This window comes from Xanthomonas sp. CFBP 8151 (genome assembly GCF_011761885.1).
In the GTDB taxonomy this organism is placed as follows: domain Bacteria; phylum Pseudomonadota; class Gammaproteobacteria; order Xanthomonadales; family Xanthomonadaceae; genus Xanthomonas; species Xanthomonas arboricola_B.
This window is the reverse complement of the sequence record NZ_JAASQZ010000001.1, coordinates 1,568,982-1,587,569: the sequence shown is the minus strand read 5'-3', so window position 1 is coordinate 1,587,569 and position 18,588 is coordinate 1,568,982. Positions and strand designations below refer to the sequence as shown.

19 protein-coding genes are annotated in these 18,588 nt (G+C 65.1%); 11 read left to right on the top strand and 8 right to left on the bottom strand.

Going from position 1 to position 18,588, the window contains the following annotated elements; translation table 11 throughout:
- The first annotated feature begins 210 nt into the window (after window positions 1-210).
- Window positions 211-591 carry a DUF3301 domain-containing protein gene (locus FHT08_RS06670; protein WP_047125211.1) on the top strand — a complete coding sequence of 127 codons (381 nt, stop codon included), beginning with the start codon at window positions 211-213 and terminating at the stop codon, window positions 589-591.
- Window positions 592-797: 206 nt separating this feature from the next.
- Here FHT08_RS06670 and FHT08_RS06665 read toward each other — a convergent pair whose 3' ends face one another.
- From FHT08_RS06665 to FHT08_RS06635, 7 genes are all read right to left on the bottom strand, one after another.
- Window positions 798-1,241, bottom strand: a complete 444-nt coding sequence (locus FHT08_RS06665; protein WP_104537093.1) for a ClpXP protease specificity-enhancing factor — start codon at window positions 1,239-1,241, stop codon at window positions 798-800.
- Between the two features lie 78 nt (window positions 1,242-1,319).
- Window positions 1,320-1,955 carry a glutathione S-transferase N-terminal domain-containing protein gene (locus FHT08_RS06660; protein WP_024939278.1) on the bottom strand — a complete coding sequence of 212 codons (636 nt, stop codon included), beginning with the start codon at window positions 1,953-1,955 and terminating at the stop codon, window positions 1,320-1,322.
- Between the two features lie 525 nt (window positions 1,956-2,480).
- Window positions 2,481-3,239, bottom strand: coding sequence for a cytochrome c1 (locus tag FHT08_RS06655; RefSeq protein ID WP_208408836.1), 759 nt, complete (start codon window positions 3,237-3,239; stop codon window positions 2,481-2,483).
- A complete protein-coding gene (locus FHT08_RS06650) occupies window positions 3,232-4,491 on the bottom strand; it encodes a cytochrome bc complex cytochrome b subunit (RefSeq protein WP_024939276.1) in 1,260 nt (419 codons plus the stop codon). Before FHT08_RS06650 ends, FHT08_RS06655 begins: the two co-directional genes overlap by 8 nt.
- Window positions 4,491-5,135, bottom strand: a complete 645-nt coding sequence (petA, locus tag FHT08_RS06645) for a ubiquinol-cytochrome c reductase iron-sulfur subunit (protein ID WP_104537089.1) — start codon at window positions 5,133-5,135, stop codon at window positions 4,491-4,493. The genes FHT08_RS06650 and petA overlap by 1 nt, the downstream gene beginning before the upstream one ends.
- Before the next feature lie 376 nt (window positions 5,136-5,511).
- Entirely contained in the window at window positions 5,512-6,498 is a 987-nt protein-coding gene (locus FHT08_RS06640) for a lytic transglycosylase domain-containing protein (protein WP_166774620.1), read from the bottom strand.
- A gap of 49 nt (window positions 6,499-6,547) precedes the next feature.
- Window positions 6,548-7,516, bottom strand: a complete 969-nt coding sequence (locus FHT08_RS06635) for a WYL domain-containing protein (protein WP_166774619.1) — start codon at window positions 7,514-7,516, stop codon at window positions 6,548-6,550.
- Window positions 7,517-7,615: 99 nt separating this feature from the next.
- Here FHT08_RS06635 and FHT08_RS06630 point away from each other — a divergent pair, with 99 nt between their 5' ends.
- From FHT08_RS06630 to FHT08_RS06590, 9 genes are all read left to right on the top strand, one after another.
- On the top strand, window positions 7,616-8,230 hold the full coding sequence (locus FHT08_RS06630) for a glutathione S-transferase family protein (protein WP_104537083.1): 615 nt from the start codon (window positions 7,616-7,618) through the stop codon (window positions 8,228-8,230).
- 69 nt (window positions 8,231-8,299) lie between these two features.
- The gene (gene miaB / locus FHT08_RS06625) at window positions 8,300-9,754 is read left to right on the top strand and encodes a tRNA (N6-isopentenyl adenosine(37)-C2)-methylthiotransferase MiaB (protein ID WP_166774618.1); all 1,455 of its coding nucleotides are present in this window, start codon (window positions 8,300-8,302) and stop codon (window positions 9,752-9,754) included.
- 744 nt (window positions 9,755-10,498) lie between these two features.
- Window positions 10,499-11,488 (top strand): PhoH family protein, encoded by a 990-nt coding sequence (locus FHT08_RS06620; RefSeq protein WP_104604916.1) that lies wholly within the window; start codon window positions 10,499-10,501, stop codon window positions 11,486-11,488.
- Window positions 11,485-12,039 (top strand): hypothetical protein, encoded by a 555-nt coding sequence (locus FHT08_RS06615; protein ID WP_166774617.1) that lies wholly within the window; start codon window positions 11,485-11,487, stop codon window positions 12,037-12,039. Before FHT08_RS06620 ends, FHT08_RS06615 begins: the two co-directional genes overlap by 4 nt.
- A 24-nt stretch (window positions 12,040-12,063) precedes the next feature.
- A complete protein-coding gene (gene ybeY, locus FHT08_RS06610) occupies window positions 12,064-12,549 on the top strand; it encodes an rRNA maturation RNase YbeY (RefSeq protein WP_104537077.1) in 486 nt (161 codons plus the stop codon).
- The gene (locus FHT08_RS06605) at window positions 12,549-13,067 is read left to right on the top strand and encodes a hypothetical protein (protein ID WP_104537075.1); all 519 of its coding nucleotides are present in this window, start codon (window positions 12,549-12,551) and stop codon (window positions 13,065-13,067) included. Before ybeY ends, FHT08_RS06605 begins: the two co-directional genes overlap by 1 nt.
- A gap of 96 nt (window positions 13,068-13,163) precedes the next feature.
- On the top strand, window positions 13,164-14,042 hold the full coding sequence (locus FHT08_RS06600; RefSeq protein WP_104537073.1) for a transporter associated domain-containing protein: 879 nt from the start codon (window positions 13,164-13,166) through the stop codon (window positions 14,040-14,042).
- Window positions 14,043-14,101: 59 nt separating this feature from the next.
- On the top strand, window positions 14,102-15,307 hold the full coding sequence (locus tag FHT08_RS06595) for a DUF4105 domain-containing protein (protein WP_343204133.1): 1,206 nt from the start codon (window positions 14,102-14,104) through the stop codon (window positions 15,305-15,307).
- A 14-nt stretch (window positions 15,308-15,321) separates the two neighbouring features.
- Window positions 15,322-16,323 (top strand): magnesium and cobalt transport protein CorA, encoded by a 1,002-nt coding sequence (locus tag FHT08_RS06590; protein ID WP_104537069.1) that lies wholly within the window; start codon window positions 15,322-15,324, stop codon window positions 16,321-16,323.
- Window positions 16,324-16,500: 177 nt separating this feature from the next.
- Here FHT08_RS06590 and FHT08_RS06585 read toward each other — a convergent pair whose 3' ends face one another.
- Window positions 16,501-17,865, bottom strand: coding sequence for an NAD-dependent succinate-semialdehyde dehydrogenase (locus tag FHT08_RS06585; RefSeq protein ID WP_104537067.1), 1,365 nt, complete (start codon window positions 17,863-17,865; stop codon window positions 16,501-16,503).
- Between the two features lie 270 nt (window positions 17,866-18,135).
- Here FHT08_RS06585 and FHT08_RS06580 point away from each other — a divergent pair, with 270 nt between their 5' ends.
- Window positions 18,136-18,558 carry a hypothetical protein gene (locus tag FHT08_RS06580; RefSeq protein ID WP_166774615.1) on the top strand — a complete coding sequence of 141 codons (423 nt, stop codon included), beginning with the start codon at window positions 18,136-18,138 and terminating at the stop codon, window positions 18,556-18,558.
- Window positions 18,559-18,588: the final 30 nt, after the last annotated feature.

The following is an 18,588-nucleotide window of genomic DNA, read 5'->3' as shown; positions in this document are numbered from 1 at the left end:
GCGGGATTGGCGGTGAATGGTTAAAGCGACTGCCGGCCTGACTGCACAGCGGCCAAGCCGGGCGCATCCGGCGCGCCGGTGGGCGCGCGCGACGTGGTGACAGCCATTGGCGGTACGGCGAGTGGCTGCTGCACGAGCGGCGGAGGCTGGCCGGCGCATCAGCGCACCACTCACCAGCCATCAACGCAACGCTGCGGCCCGGCGTGACGATTGTCGATCGGCCGCAGGCCATGGCACATTGGCGCCATGCCCAGCCTTATTCTCTTCATGATTGCCGGCGCCGCGCTGTACGCGTTCTGGAACTCCTCGCGCGCGGCGGCCGAACGTGCCGATATCCTCGGCCGCAATGCCTGCCGCGCCGCCGATGTGCAATGGCTGGATCAGAGCGTGCATTCCACCAACATCCGCATCTGCCGCAAGCCCAATGGCTGGCTGGGCTTCGAGCGGACCTTCCGGTTCGAGTATTCCCACGATGGCATCGACCGCCATAGCGGCCGCCTGGTGCTGCGCGGCGATCAATTGATCGCCTTCACCGGACCGCAGGTGGCCACGGTGACGCCGTTGAGCCCGGACCATCAGCGCCTGAACTGACCGCGACTGGATCGATGTGTGCGTCTGCAGGCACCTGACCTGCATGCAGTGCCGTGCGACCGGAGGCCAGCGTCGATGCCGCGCATCCACCACGCCGATGCAGCACATGCAACGGCCTGTTGTGGTGGAAAAATGCACGTGCCGTGCACCCGGCGCACCTACACGCCAACACCGGACGGACGCGCAGTACGCGTCCGCTTGTGCAGTTACTTGACCACGCGCAGATGCGGACGCTTGCCCGCGCTCGGCGGATCGTCAGGCGTGGACGCGCTCGGCGGCGGCGGTGCGCCAGGATCCGGCGGCTCGGTACTGGTGCCGGGGATATCGTCCGGCAAGGCCATGCCCTGCCCGGTTTCGCGTGCATACACCGCCAGGACGGCGGCCATCGGCACCATCACCGGATAGCTAACGCCGCCAAAGCGTGCGGTGAACTGCACGCTGTCGTTGTCGACCTGCAGCCCGACCACCGCGCGCTCGGCGATGTTCAGGACCACGCGGCCGTCCTTGATGGCACTGGCAGGCACCTGCACGCCGGGCAGCCCAGCGTCCACCAGAACGTGCGGCGTCATGCCGTTGTCGTTGATCCATTCGACCAAGGCCCGCAGCAGGTACGGGCGATGGCTGGTCATGCGGGGGAAATCTTCGCTCATGACGTCATTTTACCCGCACACGGCCCGCAGCGGCGGCTGCGCGATGGGGCGTCGGTCTGTTGGCATACAGCCGTCGCATCAGCCCGGCAGGTCGCGCAGTTTCTTTTCCTGATCGGTCAGGCTGCGGATGAAGCCGGGATTGCGGAAGATCCGGTTGCCGTAGTCTTCGATCGCCTTGCCATCCTTGGGCAGACCGATCTCCAACGCGTCCAGTCGCCAGATGATCGGCGCCATCGCGCAATCGGCCAGACTCATTTCCGGATTGAGGAAGAACTTGCTGGCTTTGAACAGGGGCACCGACGCGGTCAGCAGTTCTTTCAAACGCTTGCGGCCGGCCTCGGCCTGGGTCTTGTTGCCAAGCTGGATGGCCTGCACCTGTGGCACCCAGTCGTGTTCGATCCGCAGCATTGCCAGACGCAGGCGTGCGCGCGAGAGCGGATCGACCGGCATCAACGGCGGATGCGGATAGCGCTCGTCCAGGTATTCGCTGACCACCGATGCGGCGTACAACACCAGGTCGCGTTCGACCAGGGTCGGAACCGAATGATAGGGATTGAGATCGATCAGATCTTCCGGGGGGTTTTGCGGGTCGACCGGCACCAGGTCGTAGGTCACCCCTTTCGCCGCCAGGACCAGACGGACCCGGTGGCACAACACGTCGTCGTTGGACGAAAACAAAGTCAAGGTATTCCGCATACGCACACTCGTCGCCATTCAAGGCTCTCCGACGACCGGAATCCGCCGGCCGCATCGGCGCGGCCGGCCCAACGCCGACCGTCACCACGGTCCTTCGAGTGTGCAATCACGTCACGCAAAAGCCAAGAGTGATAGGGCTGATTGATGCCCGGACAGACCGGTTGTTGCGTCGAGATGCAGCTTCGGGTCACACGCGCGCGTCGCAGCCGGACGATTGCTGGTGCACGATATCGGGTACGGCTGGTGCCCAATGGCCAGTCCCAACAGATGGCAACGGCATCCGGTTGGCCTCCGAGTACAGGCTGACGCGGCGCTGACGTTTTGACACGCGCTCGCAGCGTCATCGGCTATCTCGAACAGGCTCTGGTGACTGTCTGTCGCACCCCGATGCAGGCACGTCGCCTGAAGTGCAGACCTCGCCGGCCTCTGTGCATAGAGCTGAGCGCAAGGGTTGAGGCCAAGCGATCGCTGCGCCGCAGGCGACACACGGTTCGCATGCCGGGTCGGTGCGCTCTTGCAGCCGATGACCAGCCTGCAGACCGGTCAGTGCACGTCTTTCCAGTATTCCTTCTTCAGCAGATAGGCCATGAAGGTAAGCAAGGCCAGGAACAGGATCACCCACACTCCCATGCTCTGTCGCTTCAGGGCAGCTGGTTCGCCCGCGTACTCGAGGAAGTTGGCGATATCGCGCACCGTCTGATCGAACTCGACCGGTGTCTGTCGCCCTGGCTGACCGAGTTTGAGCGCCTGCACCGGCTTGTCGCCGGTCGCCTTGTCGGGCGGGCCGAACTGCGCCTGCTGCAGGCCTTGCAGCTCCCACAGCGGGTTGGGCATGGAGGCATTCGGAAACAGCTGATTGTTCCAGCCCAGGGGGCGGGTCTGATCCAGATAGAACGATTTGAGATAGGTATAGACCCAGTCGGTGCCACGCACGCGTGCGATCAAGGTCAGATCCGGCGGCGCCTTGCCAAACCACTTGGCTGCGGCATCGTGCGGCATGGTGCCTTCGATGTGCTCGCCGATCTTGGCGCCGGTGAAGTTGAGGTTGGCCATGACCTCCGCTTCGCTCAAGCCCAGATCGCTGGCCATGCGCGAATAGCGCAGATACTTCAGCGAATGGCAGCCGGAGCAGTAGTTCATGAACAACTGCGCGCCACGCTGCAGCGAGGCACGGTCGCTCAGGTCGTTGCCGGCCTGCTGCACCTTCCCGCCTTCGGCTGCCAGCGCCCCTGCGGCCAGGGTCAGCCCGCACAGCAGGGCGACCACGCGCAACGTCCATGACTTCACGTTGGAATTAGTCATGGGTGGTCACTCGCTCGGGCACCGGCTTGGTCTTGTCCAGCCGCGTCCACACCGGCATGGTGATGAAGAAGGCGAAGTACAGGAAGGTCAGCACGCGCCCGACATAGGTTTCGTGTGCGTCGGTGCCAGGACCGGAGCCGATCACGCCCAGCCAGACGAAGCACACCACCAGCACGCCGAGCGCGACCTTGGAGATCCAGCCACGGTAGCGGATCGAGCGCACCTTGGCCCGATCCAGCCACGGCACCAGGAACAGGATCGCGATCGCCGAGAACATCACCAGCACGCCACCGAGCTTGTTGGGGACCACCCGCAACATTGCGTAATACGGCGTGTAGTACCAGACCGGCTTGATGTGCTCCGGGGTCACCAGGCGATTGGCCTCGGTGAAGTTGTCGTGCTCCAGGAACAGGCCGCCGAACGCCGGCGCGAAGAAGATGATGAAGGCTGCGATCAATAGCAAAAAGCCAACCCCGACCAGATCCTTGACCGTGTAGTACGGATGGAACGGGATGCCGTCGGCCGGCTTGTGCGCGTCCCAGCGGTTGCCCTTCGGACCCTTCTTGATCTCCACGCCATCGGGATTGTTGGAGCCCACTTCGTGCAGCGCGCCGATGTGCAGCACGATCAGCAACAACAGCACCAATGGAAGTGCGATCACGTGCAGCGCGAAGAAGCGGTTGAGCGTGGCATCGCCGGGCAGATAGTCGCCCATGATCCATTCGGTCAGCCCGTTGCCGATCACGGGGATGGCACCGAACAGGGAGATGATCACCTTCGCGCCCCAGAACGACATCTGCCCCCACGGCAGCACATAGCCCATGAAGGCTTCGGCCATCAGCACCAGGTAGATCAGCATGCCGAGAATCCACACCAGCTCGCGCGGCTTCTGGTAGCTGCCGTACATCAGCCCGCGGAACATGTGCAGATACACCACGATGAAGAACAGCGAGGCGCCGGTGCTGTGCATGTAGCGGATCAGCCAGCCCCACTCCACGTCGCGCATGATGTATTCGATCGAGGCGAACGCATCGGCGGCGCTGGTCTTGTAGTGCATCGTCAGGAAGATGCCGGTGACGATCTGGTTGACCAGCACCACGATGGCCAGCGAGCCGAAGTAGTACCAAAGGTTGAAGTTCTTCGGCGCGTAGTACTCGCTGACGTGCTTGCGGTACATGGGCATCAGCCCGGGCGCGCGTTCGTTGACCCAATCGAACACACCGTTGGCGGTACGGACCAGGATATTGCTCATCAGGCAGCCCCCGTGCTGTTGGCCGACCTACCGGCACCATCGGGATCGACGCCGATCACCAGGGTGTTGTCGTCCACGTAGTGGTGTGGGGGCACCAGCAGATTGATCGGCGCCGGCACGCCGTCGAAGACGCGGCCGGACATGTCGAAGCGCGACTTGTGGCAGGGGCAGAAATAGCCGCCTTTCCACTGCGGGTCGTAGGGCTCGGGGCGGATTTCGGCGACCATTTCCGGCGAGCAGCCCAGATGCGTGCACAGCCCGACCAGTACCGAGATGTCGGACTTGATCGAGCGGTACTCGGGGTTCTTCAGTACGTAGTCCGGCTGCTGGTCCTTGTTCTCGGACTTGGGATCCTTGAGCCGGTCATCCAGCGAAGGCAGTGCGTCGAGCATCGCCTTGGAGCGCTTGACGATCCAGATGGGCTGGCCGCGCCATTCCAGAACCAGGCGTTGCCCTTCCTGCAAGGCGCTGATGTCGGCGGTCACCGGGGCACCGGCCAACTTGGCGCGTGCGCTGGGATTCCACGACTTCACGAACGGAACCGCGACAAATCCTGCTCCGACCGCACCGACCACGGCCGTTGTCGCGGTCAGGAACCGACGACGCCCGGTATCAGCAGGTGCGTTAACCCCATCGTTGGCCATCCGGCTCTCCGATCTTGATTAGGTAGCGTGAGGCTGCCAACGGCTGGCGGGGGGTCCAGCCGCGATGAATCGACCGCAGTGTAGCGGAACGCTTAATGCACAGACAACGCAATGTACGCAGTCGAACCGTCGCAGTGCAAACACCGGCTGCTTGCGCGTGTCGACCGCATCATGCGCCAGCCTCACCCAGCGCGGACCGCTGTGACGCAGTGCCGACAAAAAGATCGGCGTCAGTTGCAAGCATGCTGCACGCGGGCTGCAGCATCGCGCCGGCGTAGTGGCCGCCTCTGCGGAGTGGTAGCCGCATGCCATCTGCCTCGGCACGTGACTGTCAAAGCAGGCCGCAGCGCGCGCAAATAGGCGCAAGGCACGCAGCTCAGTTGGCAGCGGTTGTCTGCCCACGATAGCGTCCGGCCAGCAGGCCGACGCGTTGGACGTAGCGCTGGGTCTCGCTGTAGGGCGGCACGCCACCATAGCGATCCACCGCGCCCTCGCCCGCGTTGTAGCCGGCAGCGGCGAGCGTGAGATCGCCGTTGAAGCGCTTCAGCAACCACGAAAGATACTGCACGCCACCGCGAATATTTTGCGTTGCATCATAGGCATCGCTGACCCCGAAGCGGCGCGCGGTGCCGGGCATCAACTGCATCAGCCCCTGCGCGCCGGCACGACTCAGTGCCAGCGGGTTGTAGGCCGACTCGGCATGGATGATGGCGCGCACGATCGCTTCCTCGACCCCGAACTCGCGCGCGGCCTCGGTGATTTCCTGCTGATAGGCGTTGGTGTTGAGCCGGATCGCGCCGAAATTGACGCCGGGCTTGGCCGCGCAGGCGTAACAGGTTTCGATGAAGCTGTAATGGATGGTGCGCAGGCCTTCGATGCTGGCGACCTGACGCGGGCGCGCACTGGTGTAGTGACGCACGCCGTCCTTCATATACGAATAGACCTGTCCGCTTACCACCCGGCGCGGATTGACCGCGGTGGCAGGCGCCTGCACGACCGAGGTCTCCGACACCGGCAGCGCGCGCGGCATCACCGCCGAGGCGACCTCGGCGGCGCGACGTGGCGCCTGGCCAACCGGCTGACTGATGATGGTGGCCGGCGCGCCACTGTCGATCGAGGTGCTGGCGCGCGCAGGGCCGGCGGCCATGCCCTGCGCCGGGCGAGCCATGGCCGGTGGCGCGCGGCGTGCGGATCGGTCCGGGGTATAGCTGCTGATGACGCTGCAGGTCGCGCCACTCTGGCGCTTGCTCAGGTAGCTGGTGATCCCGTCGCCGCTGACACACTTGTACAAGGTGCCGGCGCTGACCGGCGCGGCCGACAACGTGACAGCTAACAGCCCCAGCAATCTTGACATCCCCTTCATGCGGCGGAGTGTCCCAGCTTGGCCCGGGCTTGCCAAGTGGCCGCCGCGATTATCCGGCCAGTGGCTCCAGCCGCGTCCGCAACGTGTTCAGCGCCTGGGTCAGGGGCGCGCGCACGGTCTCCGGGGAGATCGCATCGAACGGCAGGTCGAGCAGCAGCAGGTTGGCGGCCAGCGCCGACATGCTCGGCGCGCCCAGGCCCAGCCAGCAATGCGCCGGCCCGTCGGCTTCCAGCGCGCCCAGCCAGGGCGGGATGCGTGCGGCGAGAGCCTCCAGCGTGCCGTGCAGGCGTACCCGGGCCCGGCACGGGAACGGCGACTCGCCGATCGCCTTGCGCAGGAGTTGCAGTGGCTCCTCCGGCAATGCGCGCGCGGCGAACTGCGCGCCGGTCGCATTGGCCCGGTCGATCCGGTCGGCGCGCAAGGTGCGCCAGTCCTGGCGCTCGCAGTCCCAGGCCAGCAGATACCAGCGCCGCCCGTAGTTCACCAGCAAGGCCGGCTCGACGCAGCGCGCGAGCGACGCGCCGGAGTGACGGCGATAGTCAAGCCGCAGCGTGACCCGGTCGCGGCAGGCGCCGGCCAGCTGCGCCAGCAGCGCCGCATCCACTGGGGCACCCGCCTCCTCGGTAACCGGCAGACTGGCGGTGGCCGCATGCGCCGCACTGGCACGCTGGCCGCTGCGTCGCGGCAACAGCGGATCGAGCTTGCGCAGCACCCGCGCCGCCGCCACATCCATGCCGCGTATCGCCGGAGCCGCTGCGCGCAGTGCGATCGCCACCGTCAGCGCCTCGTCCTCTTCAAACAACAGCGGCAGGGCGGCTGCACCCTGCCCCAGCCGGTAGCCGCCACCGGCGCCGGGCACGGCATGCACCGGGTAGCCCAGTTCGCGCAGGCGCTCGATCGCGCGCCGCACGCTGCGCGGATGCAGTTCCAGGCGCTCGGCCAGCGCCACGCCCGACCAACTGCGGCCGCCCTGCAGCAGCGCAAGCAGACGCAACAAGCGGGCAGCGGTCGAGGCCATCGCATTACCGTATTGCGGACGGAAACTGTCCGCAATAGCTGGATAGGATTGCGCTGGCACTTCGTCTCTACGCCTGCCGCATCCACCAAGGAACCTGCAATGCCCGACAACCGCCATATCACCCTGTTTCACAATCCCCGCTCGCGTTCGCGCGGCGTGCTGGTGCTGCTGGAAGAGCTCGGCGCCAGTTACGACCTGCAGATCGTCGATCTGGAAAAAGGCGAGCAACTCGCGCCCGCGTACCTGGCGATCAACCCGATGGGCAAGATTCCCGCAATCCGGCACGGCGACAGCGTGGTCACCGAACAAGGCGCGATCTACCAGTATCTGGCCGAGTTGTATCCGGAGGCCGGTCTGTCGCCGGCACCGGGCGATGCCGATCGCGGCGCCTACCTGCGCTGGCTGGCCTTCTACGGCTCGGCATTCGAGCCGGCGATCATCGACCGTGCGATGAAACGCGAGGCTCCGCCGCGCTCGATGTCGCCCTACGCCGATTGCGACACGGTACTGCAGGTGATCGATGCGCAGCTGGCCAAGGGCGACTATCTCCTGGGCCAGCGCTGCAGCGCGGCCGATGTGCTGTGGGGCGGCGCGCTGGGCTGGATGGTCGATTTCGGCCTGATCGACCCGCCTGCCGGCACCCGTGCCTACATCGCCCGCATGGCCGACCGGCCGGCGTTCGCGCGCGCCGAGGCCACCAACGCCAAGGCCTGACCAAGCGGACGGACCCGGCGCAAGCGGGTAAACTGCGCGGCTATCTTCTACCCGCCTGGAATAAGCGCCATGCCCGGGACATCCGTTTCCGATCAGTCCGCGGCCACCGCCGTGGACGCACCCGCCCTGTTGCCGCTGCCGGTGGCCTGCCCGTCGGCGCCTGCCGTGGTGCGCGGCAAGCTCTACATCAAGACCCACGGGTGCCAGATGAACGAGTACGACTCGGCCAAGATGGCCGACGTGCTCGCCGACTCCGAAGGCCTGGAGCTGACCGACAACCCCGAAGACGCCGACGTGGTGCTGGTCAACACCTGCTCCATCCGCGAGAAGGCGCAGGAAAAGGTGTTCAGCCAGCTCGGCCGCTGGAAGGCGCTGAAGGCCGGCGGCAAGCCGGTGATCATCGGCGTGGGCGGCTGCGTGGCCTCGCAGGAAGGCGAGGCCATCGTCAAGCGCGCGCCCTACGTGGATCTGGTGTTCGGCCCGCAGACCCTGCATCGCCTGCCGGAGCTGATCCGCGCGCGGCGCGAATCGGGCAAGTCGCAGGTGGACATCAGCTTTCCGGAAATCGAGAAGTTCGATCGCCTGCCCGAGCCGCGCGCCGACGGCCCGTCGGCATTCGTGTCGATCATGGAAGGCTGCTCCAAGTACTGCTCGTTCTGCGTGGTGCCCTACACCCGTGGCGAAGAAGTCAGCCGCCCGTTCGAGGACGTGCTGGTGGAGGTGGCGCAACTGGCCGCGCAAGGCGTGCGCGAGATCAACCTGCTCGGCCAGAACGTCAATGCGTATCGCGGCGCGTACGGCGCCGATGCCGGCGAAGCGGCGCAATACGCGGATCTGGGCTTGTTGATCCGCACCATCGCGCAGATCGAGGGCATCGGCCGTATCCGTTTCACCACCTCGCATCCGCTGGAATTTTCCGACTCGCTGGTGGATGCGTACCGCGACGTGCCGCAGCTGGCCAATTATCTGCATCTGCCGGTGCAGGCCGGCAGCGACCGCATCCTGTCGGCGATGAAGCGCGGCTACACCGCGCTGGAATTCAAATCCAAGATCCGCAAGCTACGCGCGGTGCGTCCGGATATTTCGATCAGCTCGGACTTCATCGTTGGCTTTCCCGGCGAGACCGAAGCGGATTTCGAAAAGACCATGAAGTTGATCGAGGACGTGGGCTTCGACCAGAGTTTCTCGTTCGTGTATTCGCGGCGTCCCGGCACGCCGGCCTCGGACCTGCAGGACGACACGCCGGAAGCGGTCAAACAGACGCGGCTTGCGCGTTTGCAGGCGCAGATCAACGCGCATGCCACGCGCATTTCGCAGTCCATGGTCGGCAGCGTGCAACGGGTGCTGGTGGAAGGCCCGTCGCGGCGCGATCCGAACGAATTGACCGGCAAGAGCGAGAACATGCGCCCGGTGAATTTCCCCGGCAACCCACGCCTGATCGGGCACTTTGTCGATGTATTGATCACCGAGGCGATGAGCAATTCGCTGCGTGGTCTTATCCAGGTGGACGACAGCGAAAGCTGATGCTCCATAGGTGCTGCGGCACGTAGCACTACGGCATGCATCACGTCTTGCTGATCACAGGGTGCGCGCCGGTTGGTCACTACTTCCGTAGCGCTGCGGCCGGGCACGCGATGCTGCGTCTGCCTGCCATCGTTGTTGCGTTGCTTTGTGTAGCTGCATGCGTGCAGCACGCTGGCAACTCCGTTGAGGTTATGCACGTCGTGCCTCGCACCTCGATCTTCGGCAAGCACACAGCTTGCGTGCTTGCCGCACTGCATTCGCCGATCGGCGCTCCAGCATCTGCGCGCTACCGAGCCGTGGTCGGTCTCGGTTGACAACGGCGCGCATTACTCGCATACGCCGGGCATGGTCGTGATCGCGCACAGCAACGACACCAACTCCGCTCGACACACAGTACGCAAGGCGAGTGATCAAAATTTCACCAATCGTCTGCAACGCCTTACGGCACAAGGCGTCCGAACACTTACCCACAGGCTTTGCCGAATTCGATCCACACCGCTTGTGGACAACCGCCACCGCAGTGGTGATTTTTTCGCCATGTCCCTGCCGGACCTTGTGCGAGTAGGCGCCACGATTTTTATCCACAGGTTAGTGATACGTGACTCCACAGCGCTTGTGGAAAAACCGCGCGGACCGCCGCGTGCCGGTTGCGGCAACCGGGTGTGTTGGTGGGATCACACGCTGCGCGCTACCCTCGCCTGCCGCCCAACCGACCAGCGCATGCGTGCGCGGTCCGATCCGACCATGAACTCACCTGCACATCGCGACTTCACCCTGGAACCCGACGACACCGAGCGCCTGGCCAATCTGGCCGGCCCGTTCGACGCGCACCTGCGCCAGATCGAACTCAAGCTGGGCGTGGAGATCGCCAACCGCGGCAACATTTTCCGCGTCACCGGCCCGGAGCCGGCGATCACTGCCGCGCAGACGCTGCTGGCCGCGCTGTACGAGGAAGCCGCCGCCACCACCTTCGACAACCACGCGATCCATCTGCGCTTGAACGATGCCAATGTCGAGCACGTGGTCGATCGTTCCTACGTGGCCCAGGACGTGGCGATCAAGGTCAAACGCGGCACCGTGCGTGGCCGCGGCGCCAACCAGGCCAAGTACCTGCACGCGATCGCCACGCACGACATCAATTTCGGCATCGGCCCGGCCGGTACCGGCAAGACCTTTCTGGCCGTGGCCAGCGCGGTGGAGGCCCTGAACGAGTCGCGCGTACAGCGCCTGATCCTGGTGCGCCCGGCAGTGGAAGCCGGCGAGAAGCTGGGCTTTCTGCCAGGCGACCTCAGCCAGAAGGTGGACCCGTACCTGCGCCCGCTCTACGACGCGCTCTACGAAATGCTTGGCGTGGAAAAGGTGGTCAAGCTGCTGGAAAAGAACGTCATCGAGATCGCGCCGCTGGCCTATATGCGCGGCCGTACGCTCAACGATGCCTACGTGATCCTGGACGAAGCGCAGAACACCACCATCGAACAGATGAAGATGTTCCTGACCCGGCTGGGCTTTGGCTCCACCGCGGTGGTCACCGGCGACCTGACCCAGATCGACCTGCCAAAGCACGTCAAGTCCGGCCTGCGCGATGCGATCGAGGTATTGCGCGACGTGGACGGCGCCAGCTTCACCTTCTTCGAAGCACGCGACGTGGTGCGCCACCCGCTGGTGCAGCGCATCGTCACCGCGTATGAAAAGCGCGACCAGCAGGACGCTGCGATCAAGAGCAACGCTGAATGAGGCTATTCCTTGCCAGCTTGACGTTGGCAAGCGGGTTGGTCGCGGCGGCATCGCTCGGGGCCACCGAAGCGCCGCTGTTCCCGGGAGTTCCGGCCGTGGATCGCGATGTGATCACGGCGACACAGGTGGCGCCCCCCTGTGTGTCGCTGGCTGCCGAACAAACCAGCATCAGCATTCCAACCGCGCACTTGGAGAGGCTGGCGGAACAGGCGCGCGGCGATATGCCGGCAGGGAACGATCGCGTACGATTCAGTGCTTGGCAGCAAGGTCGCAGCGCGCGCTGGCTGCTCGATCTACCGGGAACGGTCACGGATGCACGCGGCTGCGAAAGCTCACCGCTTCAGCACGCGCACCGCTCAAGCCAGTCGCTGGTCGGCGGACTCCTGGAAAGCGGTATCGCTGCGGTCTGGCTGCATGACCAGCCAGGATTCGTTTCAAGGTTGCGGGTGCGGGACTACAATCACGGCTGCGGGCGCGGCCCGATCGGCAGTTCGAGCTACCGCGTGGCCAACGGGCCTGCGGTGATACTGCTGATCACCTGCACGCGCTGACCCTCTGCCCAGGAAACTCTCGCCATGACCCGTGGACCTGTCCGCCTCGACGTCGCTGTCAGTTATGCGCTGCCGCGCGCCGGTCTGCCGTCGGCAGTGAGTTTTCGCAAATGGGTGGCGGCCGCGCTGAAGGGCCGCATCCGCGAGGCCGATCTGGCGGTGCGGATTGTCGACGAAAAGGAAGGCTGCTCGCTCAACCACCATTACCGTGGCAAGGATTACGCCACCAATGTGCTGAGCTTTCCGGCCGAGCTGCCCGAAGGCCTGCCCAAAGGCATCAAAATGCCGCTGCTCGGCGATCTGGTGATCTGTGCGCCGGTGGTGGCACGCGAGGCCGCCGAACAAGGCAAGTCGCTGGCCGCGCATTACGCCCATCTGACCGTGCACGGGACCCTGCACCTGCTGGGCTGGGATCACGAGGACGACAAGGAGGCCGACGCGATGGAGCAACTCGAACGCGACATCCTGACCGATCTGGGGATCGACGACCCATATGCGGGAGAGCGCTGATGCGGGCCTGCGTCGCCACCGCGTTGCTGTTGTTGGTCTTCTCCGGCGCCGACGCGCAGACCCCGCCGGCACGCCCCGACCTGCCGGCCCTGATCGAATGCCGCCAGCGCATCGGCGACTTCAACGCGCTGGCGCCGGTGCTTGCCGACCCGCTCAAGGCGGTGGCGCTGGGCTGGACGCCGCTGGACCAGGCCAACCTGTTCATGACCGAGTACACGCTCAACACGCCGATCAGCGTGTTCGGCCACCGCACCACCCACATCGCGTTCTCCGGCGCCAGCGTGATGGCGCTGCTGGATCTGCCCGACCCGCGCCCGCTGGCCAGACAGCTGAACCTGGAACCGGGCGTGGATAACGCCGACAAGGTCATGTACGGCCGCGAGCTGGTCAGCGAAGACACCACCAACCCCAAGACCGGCGAGGCCATGATCGAATCGATCGTGCTCAGCGTTTCCAACGTGAAGTCGCATCCGGGCAAGACCGTGGTCGGTTGTGGCTACAGCCTGGACTTGCCCTGAAGCGCAGCGTCCGCCCGCCCCGTCCACAGCGCCTTGGCGGCTTCCTGTTAGACTGACCGCTATCGCCTGGTTTGCCGGGTGCCGTCCCACGTCACGATGTCCGAAGACGACAGTAGCCAATCCCAAGAAACACCCGAAAAACGCCGTAGCTGGCTCGAGCGCCTGAGCGCTGCCTTCTCTGGCGAACCCCATACCCGCGATGAACTGGTCGCGTTGTTGCGGACCGCCGAACAGGACGGCCTCATCGCCGCAGACACCTTGCGCATGATGGAAGGCGCGATCTCGGTGTCCGAACTCACCGTGGGCGATGTGATGATCTCGCGCTCGCAGATGGTCTCGCTGCCGGTGGAGGCGCGTTTCATCGACCTGATGAAGCAGGTGGTGGAATCCGGCCATTCGCGCTTCCCGGTGCATGGCGAGAACAAGGACGAAGTGCTCGGCATCCTGCTGGCCAAGGACCTGTTGCGCGGCGTGGTCGCCGACAACGGCCCCGGCAACGTGCGCGAACTGCTGCGCCCGGCGGTGCTGATCCCCGAGTCCAAGAAGCTCAACGTCCTGCTCAAGGAATTCCGGCTGTCGCGCAACCACATGGCGATCGTGGTGGACGAATACGGCGGCGTCGCCGGGCTGGTCACCATCGAAGACGTGCTGGAGCAGATCGTCGGCCAGATCGACGACGAGCACGACGATGCCGAAGACGAGAATTCGTTGATCGCCATCCAGGCCGACGGACGCTATGTGGTCGATGCGCTGACGCCGATCGAAGACTTCAACGAGCGCTTTGCTGCCGACTTCCCGGATGACGAGTACGACACCGTGGGCGGCCTGGTCACCGATGCGATCGGGCATCTGCCGGAAACCGGCGAAGAGCTGACGCTGGGACGCTTTGCCTTCCGTGTGGCCAAGGCCGATGCGCGGCGTGTACATGCCTTCCATGTGACCATTCTGCCGCCAGACCCGCAGGACGACGCTTGAACCCTTGGTACCGCGCGACTGCTGCAGCGCCAGACCGCGGCAGCGTCCGACGCTGGGCGGTGTCCTGTATCCTGCTGCTGGCGTTGCTGGTAACGCCTGCCGCCATTGCCCAGGCCGCCACTCAGGCGCCTGCCCAAGCCGCAACGTCGGCACCGCGGGTCGGCGTGGTCACCATGCAACCGGGCGAAGTGTTCTTCGAGCGCTTCGGTCACGATGCCATTGTGGTGGTCGATCCCGTCAGCGGGCAGGCGACCTCGTACAACTTCGGCTTCTTCGACCCAAGCGAGCCGGATTTCGTCCCGCGCTTTGCGCGCGGCGAGATGATGTATTACCTGGTCGCGTTGCCGCTGGACGAGGACCTGCAGCAATACCGCGCGGTCGGCCGCGGCGTCAGCATCCAGTGGCTGGATCTGCCGCCGGACCAGGCTCGCGCGTTGGCTGACGGGCTGGCGATCCGCAGCCAGCCCGAGAACGCGCGCTATCACTACGATTATTTCGTGGCCAACTGCGCCACGATGGTCCGCGACACGCTGGACCGGGCGATGGGTGGCGCGTTGAAATCGCAACTGGCCGGGCGTTCGCGCGGCAATACCTTCCGCAGCGAAGCGGTGCGGCTGGCCTCCCCTGCCCCGTGGATGTGGCTGGGCTTCGATCTGGGCCTGGGGCCGTACGCGGACCGCCCGTTGTCGCGCTGGGAGGAAGCGTTCGTGCCGATGCGTCTGGCCGACAGCCTGACCCAGGTGCACAACAGCGCCGGCCGCCCGCTGGTGCAGTCCACGCAGGTCCTGCTGCCGCATCGCATCGCACCGGAGCCGGCCGAACAGCAACGCCATTGGTGGCCATGGTTGCTGGCCGGGCTGATCGTCGCCGCCGGCGTGCTTGCACTCGGTCGCCGGCAACGCATGCTGGCCGCCTTCGCGCTGCCGTATTGGCTACTGTGCGCGATCGGCGGCGGCTTGCTGGTATATCTGTGGGGCTTCACCGTACATCAGTCGGCCTGGGCCAATCGCAACCTGTTGCTGGTGAACCCGCTATGCGTGCTGCTGTTGATCGGCGGCATCGCAGTGCTGCGCGGGCGCCGGCCCGGGCGCTGGTTCGACGTGCTGCGCTGGGTAGTCGCCGCCGCTGCATTGCTGGCGCTATTGATCCACTGGCTGTCGTTCCAGGCGCAGGGCAACCTGCAATGGGTGTTGCTGCTGCTGCCGATCCACACCGCGCTTGCGATTGCATTGCGGCGGCGTGACTTGTCCGTCCGCACGCGCTGATCCAGGATGCGTCCATGAACCACCACGGCCGCCATCCGGATAACCCCTCCTGCGTCATCACCTGCGCCTGGTACGACGCCGACGGCAAGCGTTACGACATCAGCCTGGAGCAGATCAGCGACGTGCTGCAGCGCCCGGATGGTTTTGTCTGGGTCGGCCTGTACGAGCCGCAGGAATCGGTGCTGCACAAGTTGCAGGATGAGTTCGGCCTGCACGATCTGGCCATCGAGGATGCGCTCAAGGCGCACCAACGCCCCAAGGCAGAGAGCTACGGCAATTCACTGTTCGTGGTGGTCAACACTGCGCAACTTGTCAACGAGCGCATCCGCTACGGCGAAACCCACGCGTTTCTGGGCGCGCGCTTTCTGTTGACGGTGCGTCATGGCGCATCGCTGTCGTATACGCCGGTGCGGCATCGGGTCGAACGCGAACCGGCCATGCTGCGCATGGGCGCCTCGTTCTGTCTGTATGGCGTGCTCGACTTCGTGGTCGACAACTATCTGCCCATCATGGACGAGTTCCGCGACACGCTGGAGGGCCTGGAAAAGGACATCTTCGCCGACGACTACAAGCGCGAAACCGTGGTGCGCCTGTACGAGCTCAAGCGCGAACTCAACAAGATGCGGCTGGTCGTGGCGCCATTGCAGGATGTGCTCTCGCACCTCAAGCGCAACCCCGGCTCGCTGATCCACGACGAAGTCGGCATCTACCTGCGCGACGTGCTCGACCACGCCGTGCGCATCAACGACGCCATCGACACCTTGCGCGAAATGCTGGGCACCGCACTGAGCGTCAACCTGTCGATGGTCACCCTGGCCCAGGGCGAAACCGTCAAACGCTTGGGCGCCTGGGCCGCGTTGCTGGCCGCCCCCACCCTGATCACCAGTTGGTACGGCATGAACTTCACCCACATGCCCGAACTGGACAAGCCTTACGCCTACCCACTGCTGGTAGCCGGCGTGGTCGCCTCGTGCCTGGTGTTGTATCGCCTGTTCAAGCGAGCGCGGTGGTTGTAGGCCGCTTTGCGGCCGGGATTCGGGAGTGGGGATTCGGGATTGGTTGGAGCAGGACGCCTGACGGTGGCGCGTGTGTTGCACGTACCCTCATCCGCCCTTCGGGCACCTTCTCCCGAGGGGAGAAGGAAATGCCCTGGACTTTGCGAATCCCCAATCCCGAATCACCAATCCCAGCACTCAAGCCACATAAATCGTCTTGATATTCATGAACTCGTGGATGCCGTGCTCGGCCAGCTCGCGGCCGAAGCCCGAGCGCTTGATGCCGCCGAACGGTAGCCGCACGTCGCTCTTGACCACCGAATTGACGAAGGCCGCCCCGCACTGCAATTGCTGCGCCACGCGTTCGCCGCGCTTGGCATCGGAGGTCCACACGCTGCCGCCCAGGCCGAAGCTGGTGTCGTTGGCTATGCGTACTGCTTCTGCTTCATCCCGCACGCGAATCACCGACGCAACCGGGCCGAAGAACTCTTCCTCGTAAGCCGGCATGCCTGGGGCGACACGATCGAGAATGGTGGCCGGGTAGCCTGCATGCGAACCGGGCACCGGTTCGCCGCCCAACAGCACCTTGGCGCCCTTTTCCACGCTGTGTTGCACCTGCTTGTGCAACTCGTCGCGCAGATCCGCGCGGGCCATGGGCGCCAGCGTGGTGCCCTCCTGCTGCGGGTCGCCGAGCACGCGCTGGGAGGCGGCGGCCACGAAGCGTTCGATGAATTGATCGGCAATGGCGTCCACCACGATGAAGCGCTTGGCGGCGATGCAGGTCTGCCCGCTGTTATCGAAACGCGACTGCACGGCAGAGGCGACGGTGTGCTCCAGATCGGCGTCTTCCAGCACCACGAACGCGTCGCTGCCGCCGAGTTCCATCACGCACTTCTTCAGCTGATCGCCCGCATTTGCAGCCAGCGAACGTCCGGCGCGTTCGCTGCCGGTCAGCGTCACCGCGGCGATACGCTCGTCACGCAACACATCTGCGGCCTGGTCGTTGTCGATATGCAGCACGTCGAACACGCCGGGTGGAATACCGGCGGCGTCCAGCACGTCCTTCATCGCATCGGCGCAGCGCGGCACGTTGCTGGCGTGTTTGAGCAGCGCGACATTGCCGGCCATCAGACCAGGGGCGAGGAAACGAAATGCCTGCCACAGCGGAAAATTCCACGGCATCACCGCAAACACGCAGCCCAGCGGTTCGTAGCGCACATAGCTGGACTGCGCTTCGGTCGGGATATCGCGCGGTGCCAGGTATTCGGCTGCATGTTCGGCGTAATAGGCGCAGCCCTGCGCGCACTTGTCGACCTCGGCCAGCGCCTCGTGGCGCAGCTTGCCCATCTCGGCGGTCATGATGCGCTGCAGGTCGTCGCGCCGCCGGGTCAGCTCTTCGCCGACCCGGCGCAGCAGCGCGCCGCGCTCGGCCAACGGCAGCGCCGCCCATTGCGGAAATGCCTTGGCGGAAGCAGCCAGACGCGCCTCGATGGCGGCGGCGTCCAGGGTGTGCTGGGTATGTTCGACCTGGCCATTGGCCGGGTTGACGGTGTCGTAGGACATGACGGTCTCCTGTTACAGGCCCGCCATGCTAGTCGCCGGAAAGTTGCAGCCGCGTCACAACCGCTGCAAATCGCTGCAACGCTGTGTTTACCCGCACCGCGACGCAATGCCGCACCTCCATCGCACGGCTAGCGGCTAGCCGGCAGCCGGAACAACGCACCCGCACACGCTGATGAAAGCAGCCCTGCCCTGTCCCGACCGTCCCACCGCACAAAAATGCTCTAGCATTCGGCACTTGGCAGCTTCATCCATTCACGGAAGACCACCACGATGCGCCGGGATCTGATTGTTCTAGTTGTACTTGGCATCGGCGCCGGCCTGCCGGGATGCGCCGTCCTGCAGGACATGCTGCACGGCCCGCGCCCCGGCCCGAACGGATTTGTCACCGTGAGCTGCACCAACACGCTGCCCAATCCCAGCCAACCCTGCGAGGAAGAGGCACTGCGTGCCTGCTCGGATACTGCCATCCGCCAATTCGTCACCGCGCACTCGTCGCCGAACATGGTCACGATCTATCCGAGCAAGCAGAAATCCAGGGACGACGGTAACAATAACGGCAAGAACAGGGACAAGGATCGCGCCGACGAACAACCCAGAGTCGAGCAACAGGGCTACGACATCAGCGCCGAGTATCAGTGCTACCTGACCAAGCCGCAGCCCTGGGACAGCGGGTACACGCCTCCGGCCAGGTAACAACGGCCGAGCCAACTGCCGTGCCCGGCG

Bases quoted from the DNA above. Each gene is read 5' to 3' on its own strand.
- FHT08_RS06665 (WP_104537093.1), bottom strand. From the start codon at position 1,241: ATGAGCGAAGATTTCCCCCGCATGACCAGCCATCGCCCGTACCTGCTG.
- FHT08_RS06660 (WP_024939278.1), bottom strand. From the start codon at position 1,955: ATGGCGACGAGTGTGCGTATGCGGAATACCTTGACTTTGTTTTCGTCC.
- FHT08_RS06655 (WP_208408836.1), bottom strand. From the start codon at position 3,239: ATGACTAATTCCAACGTGAAGTCATGGACGTTGCGCGTGGTCGCCCTG.
- FHT08_RS06650 (WP_024939276.1), bottom strand. From the start codon at position 4,491: ATGAGCAATATCCTGGTCCGTACCGCCAACGGTGTGTTCGATTGGGTC.
- petA (WP_104537089.1), bottom strand. From the start codon at position 5,135: ATGGCCAACGATGGGGTTAACGCACCTGCTGATACCGGGCGTCGTCGG.
- FHT08_RS06640 (WP_166774620.1), bottom strand. From the start codon at position 6,498: ATGAAGGGGATGTCAAGATTGCTGGGGCTGTTAGCTGTCACGTTGTCG.
- FHT08_RS06635 (WP_166774619.1), bottom strand. From the start codon at position 7,516: ATGGCCTCGACCGCTGCCCGCTTGTTGCGTCTGCTTGCGCTGCTGCAG.
- FHT08_RS06630 (WP_104537083.1), top strand. From the start codon at position 7,616: ATGCCCGACAACCGCCATATCACCCTGTTTCACAATCCCCGCTCGCGT.
- miaB (WP_166774618.1), top strand. From the start codon at position 8,300: ATGCCCGGGACATCCGTTTCCGATCAGTCCGCGGCCACCGCCGTGGAC.
- FHT08_RS06620 (WP_104604916.1), top strand. From the start codon at position 10,499: ATGAACTCACCTGCACATCGCGACTTCACCCTGGAACCCGACGACACC.
- FHT08_RS06615 (WP_166774617.1), top strand. From the start codon at position 11,485: ATGAGGCTATTCCTTGCCAGCTTGACGTTGGCAAGCGGGTTGGTCGCG.
- ybeY (WP_104537077.1), top strand. From the start codon at position 12,064: ATGACCCGTGGACCTGTCCGCCTCGACGTCGCTGTCAGTTATGCGCTG.
- FHT08_RS06605 (WP_104537075.1), top strand. From the start codon at position 12,549: ATGCGGGCCTGCGTCGCCACCGCGTTGCTGTTGTTGGTCTTCTCCGGC.
- FHT08_RS06600 (WP_104537073.1), top strand. From the start codon at position 13,164: ATGTCCGAAGACGACAGTAGCCAATCCCAAGAAACACCCGAAAAACGC.
- FHT08_RS06590 (WP_104537069.1), top strand. From the start codon at position 15,322: ATGAACCACCACGGCCGCCATCCGGATAACCCCTCCTGCGTCATCACC.
- FHT08_RS06585 (WP_104537067.1), bottom strand. From the start codon at position 17,865: ATGTCCTACGACACCGTCAACCCGGCCAATGGCCAGGTCGAACATACC.
- FHT08_RS06580 (WP_166774615.1), top strand. From the start codon at position 18,136: ATGCGCCGGGATCTGATTGTTCTAGTTGTACTTGGCATCGGCGCCGGC.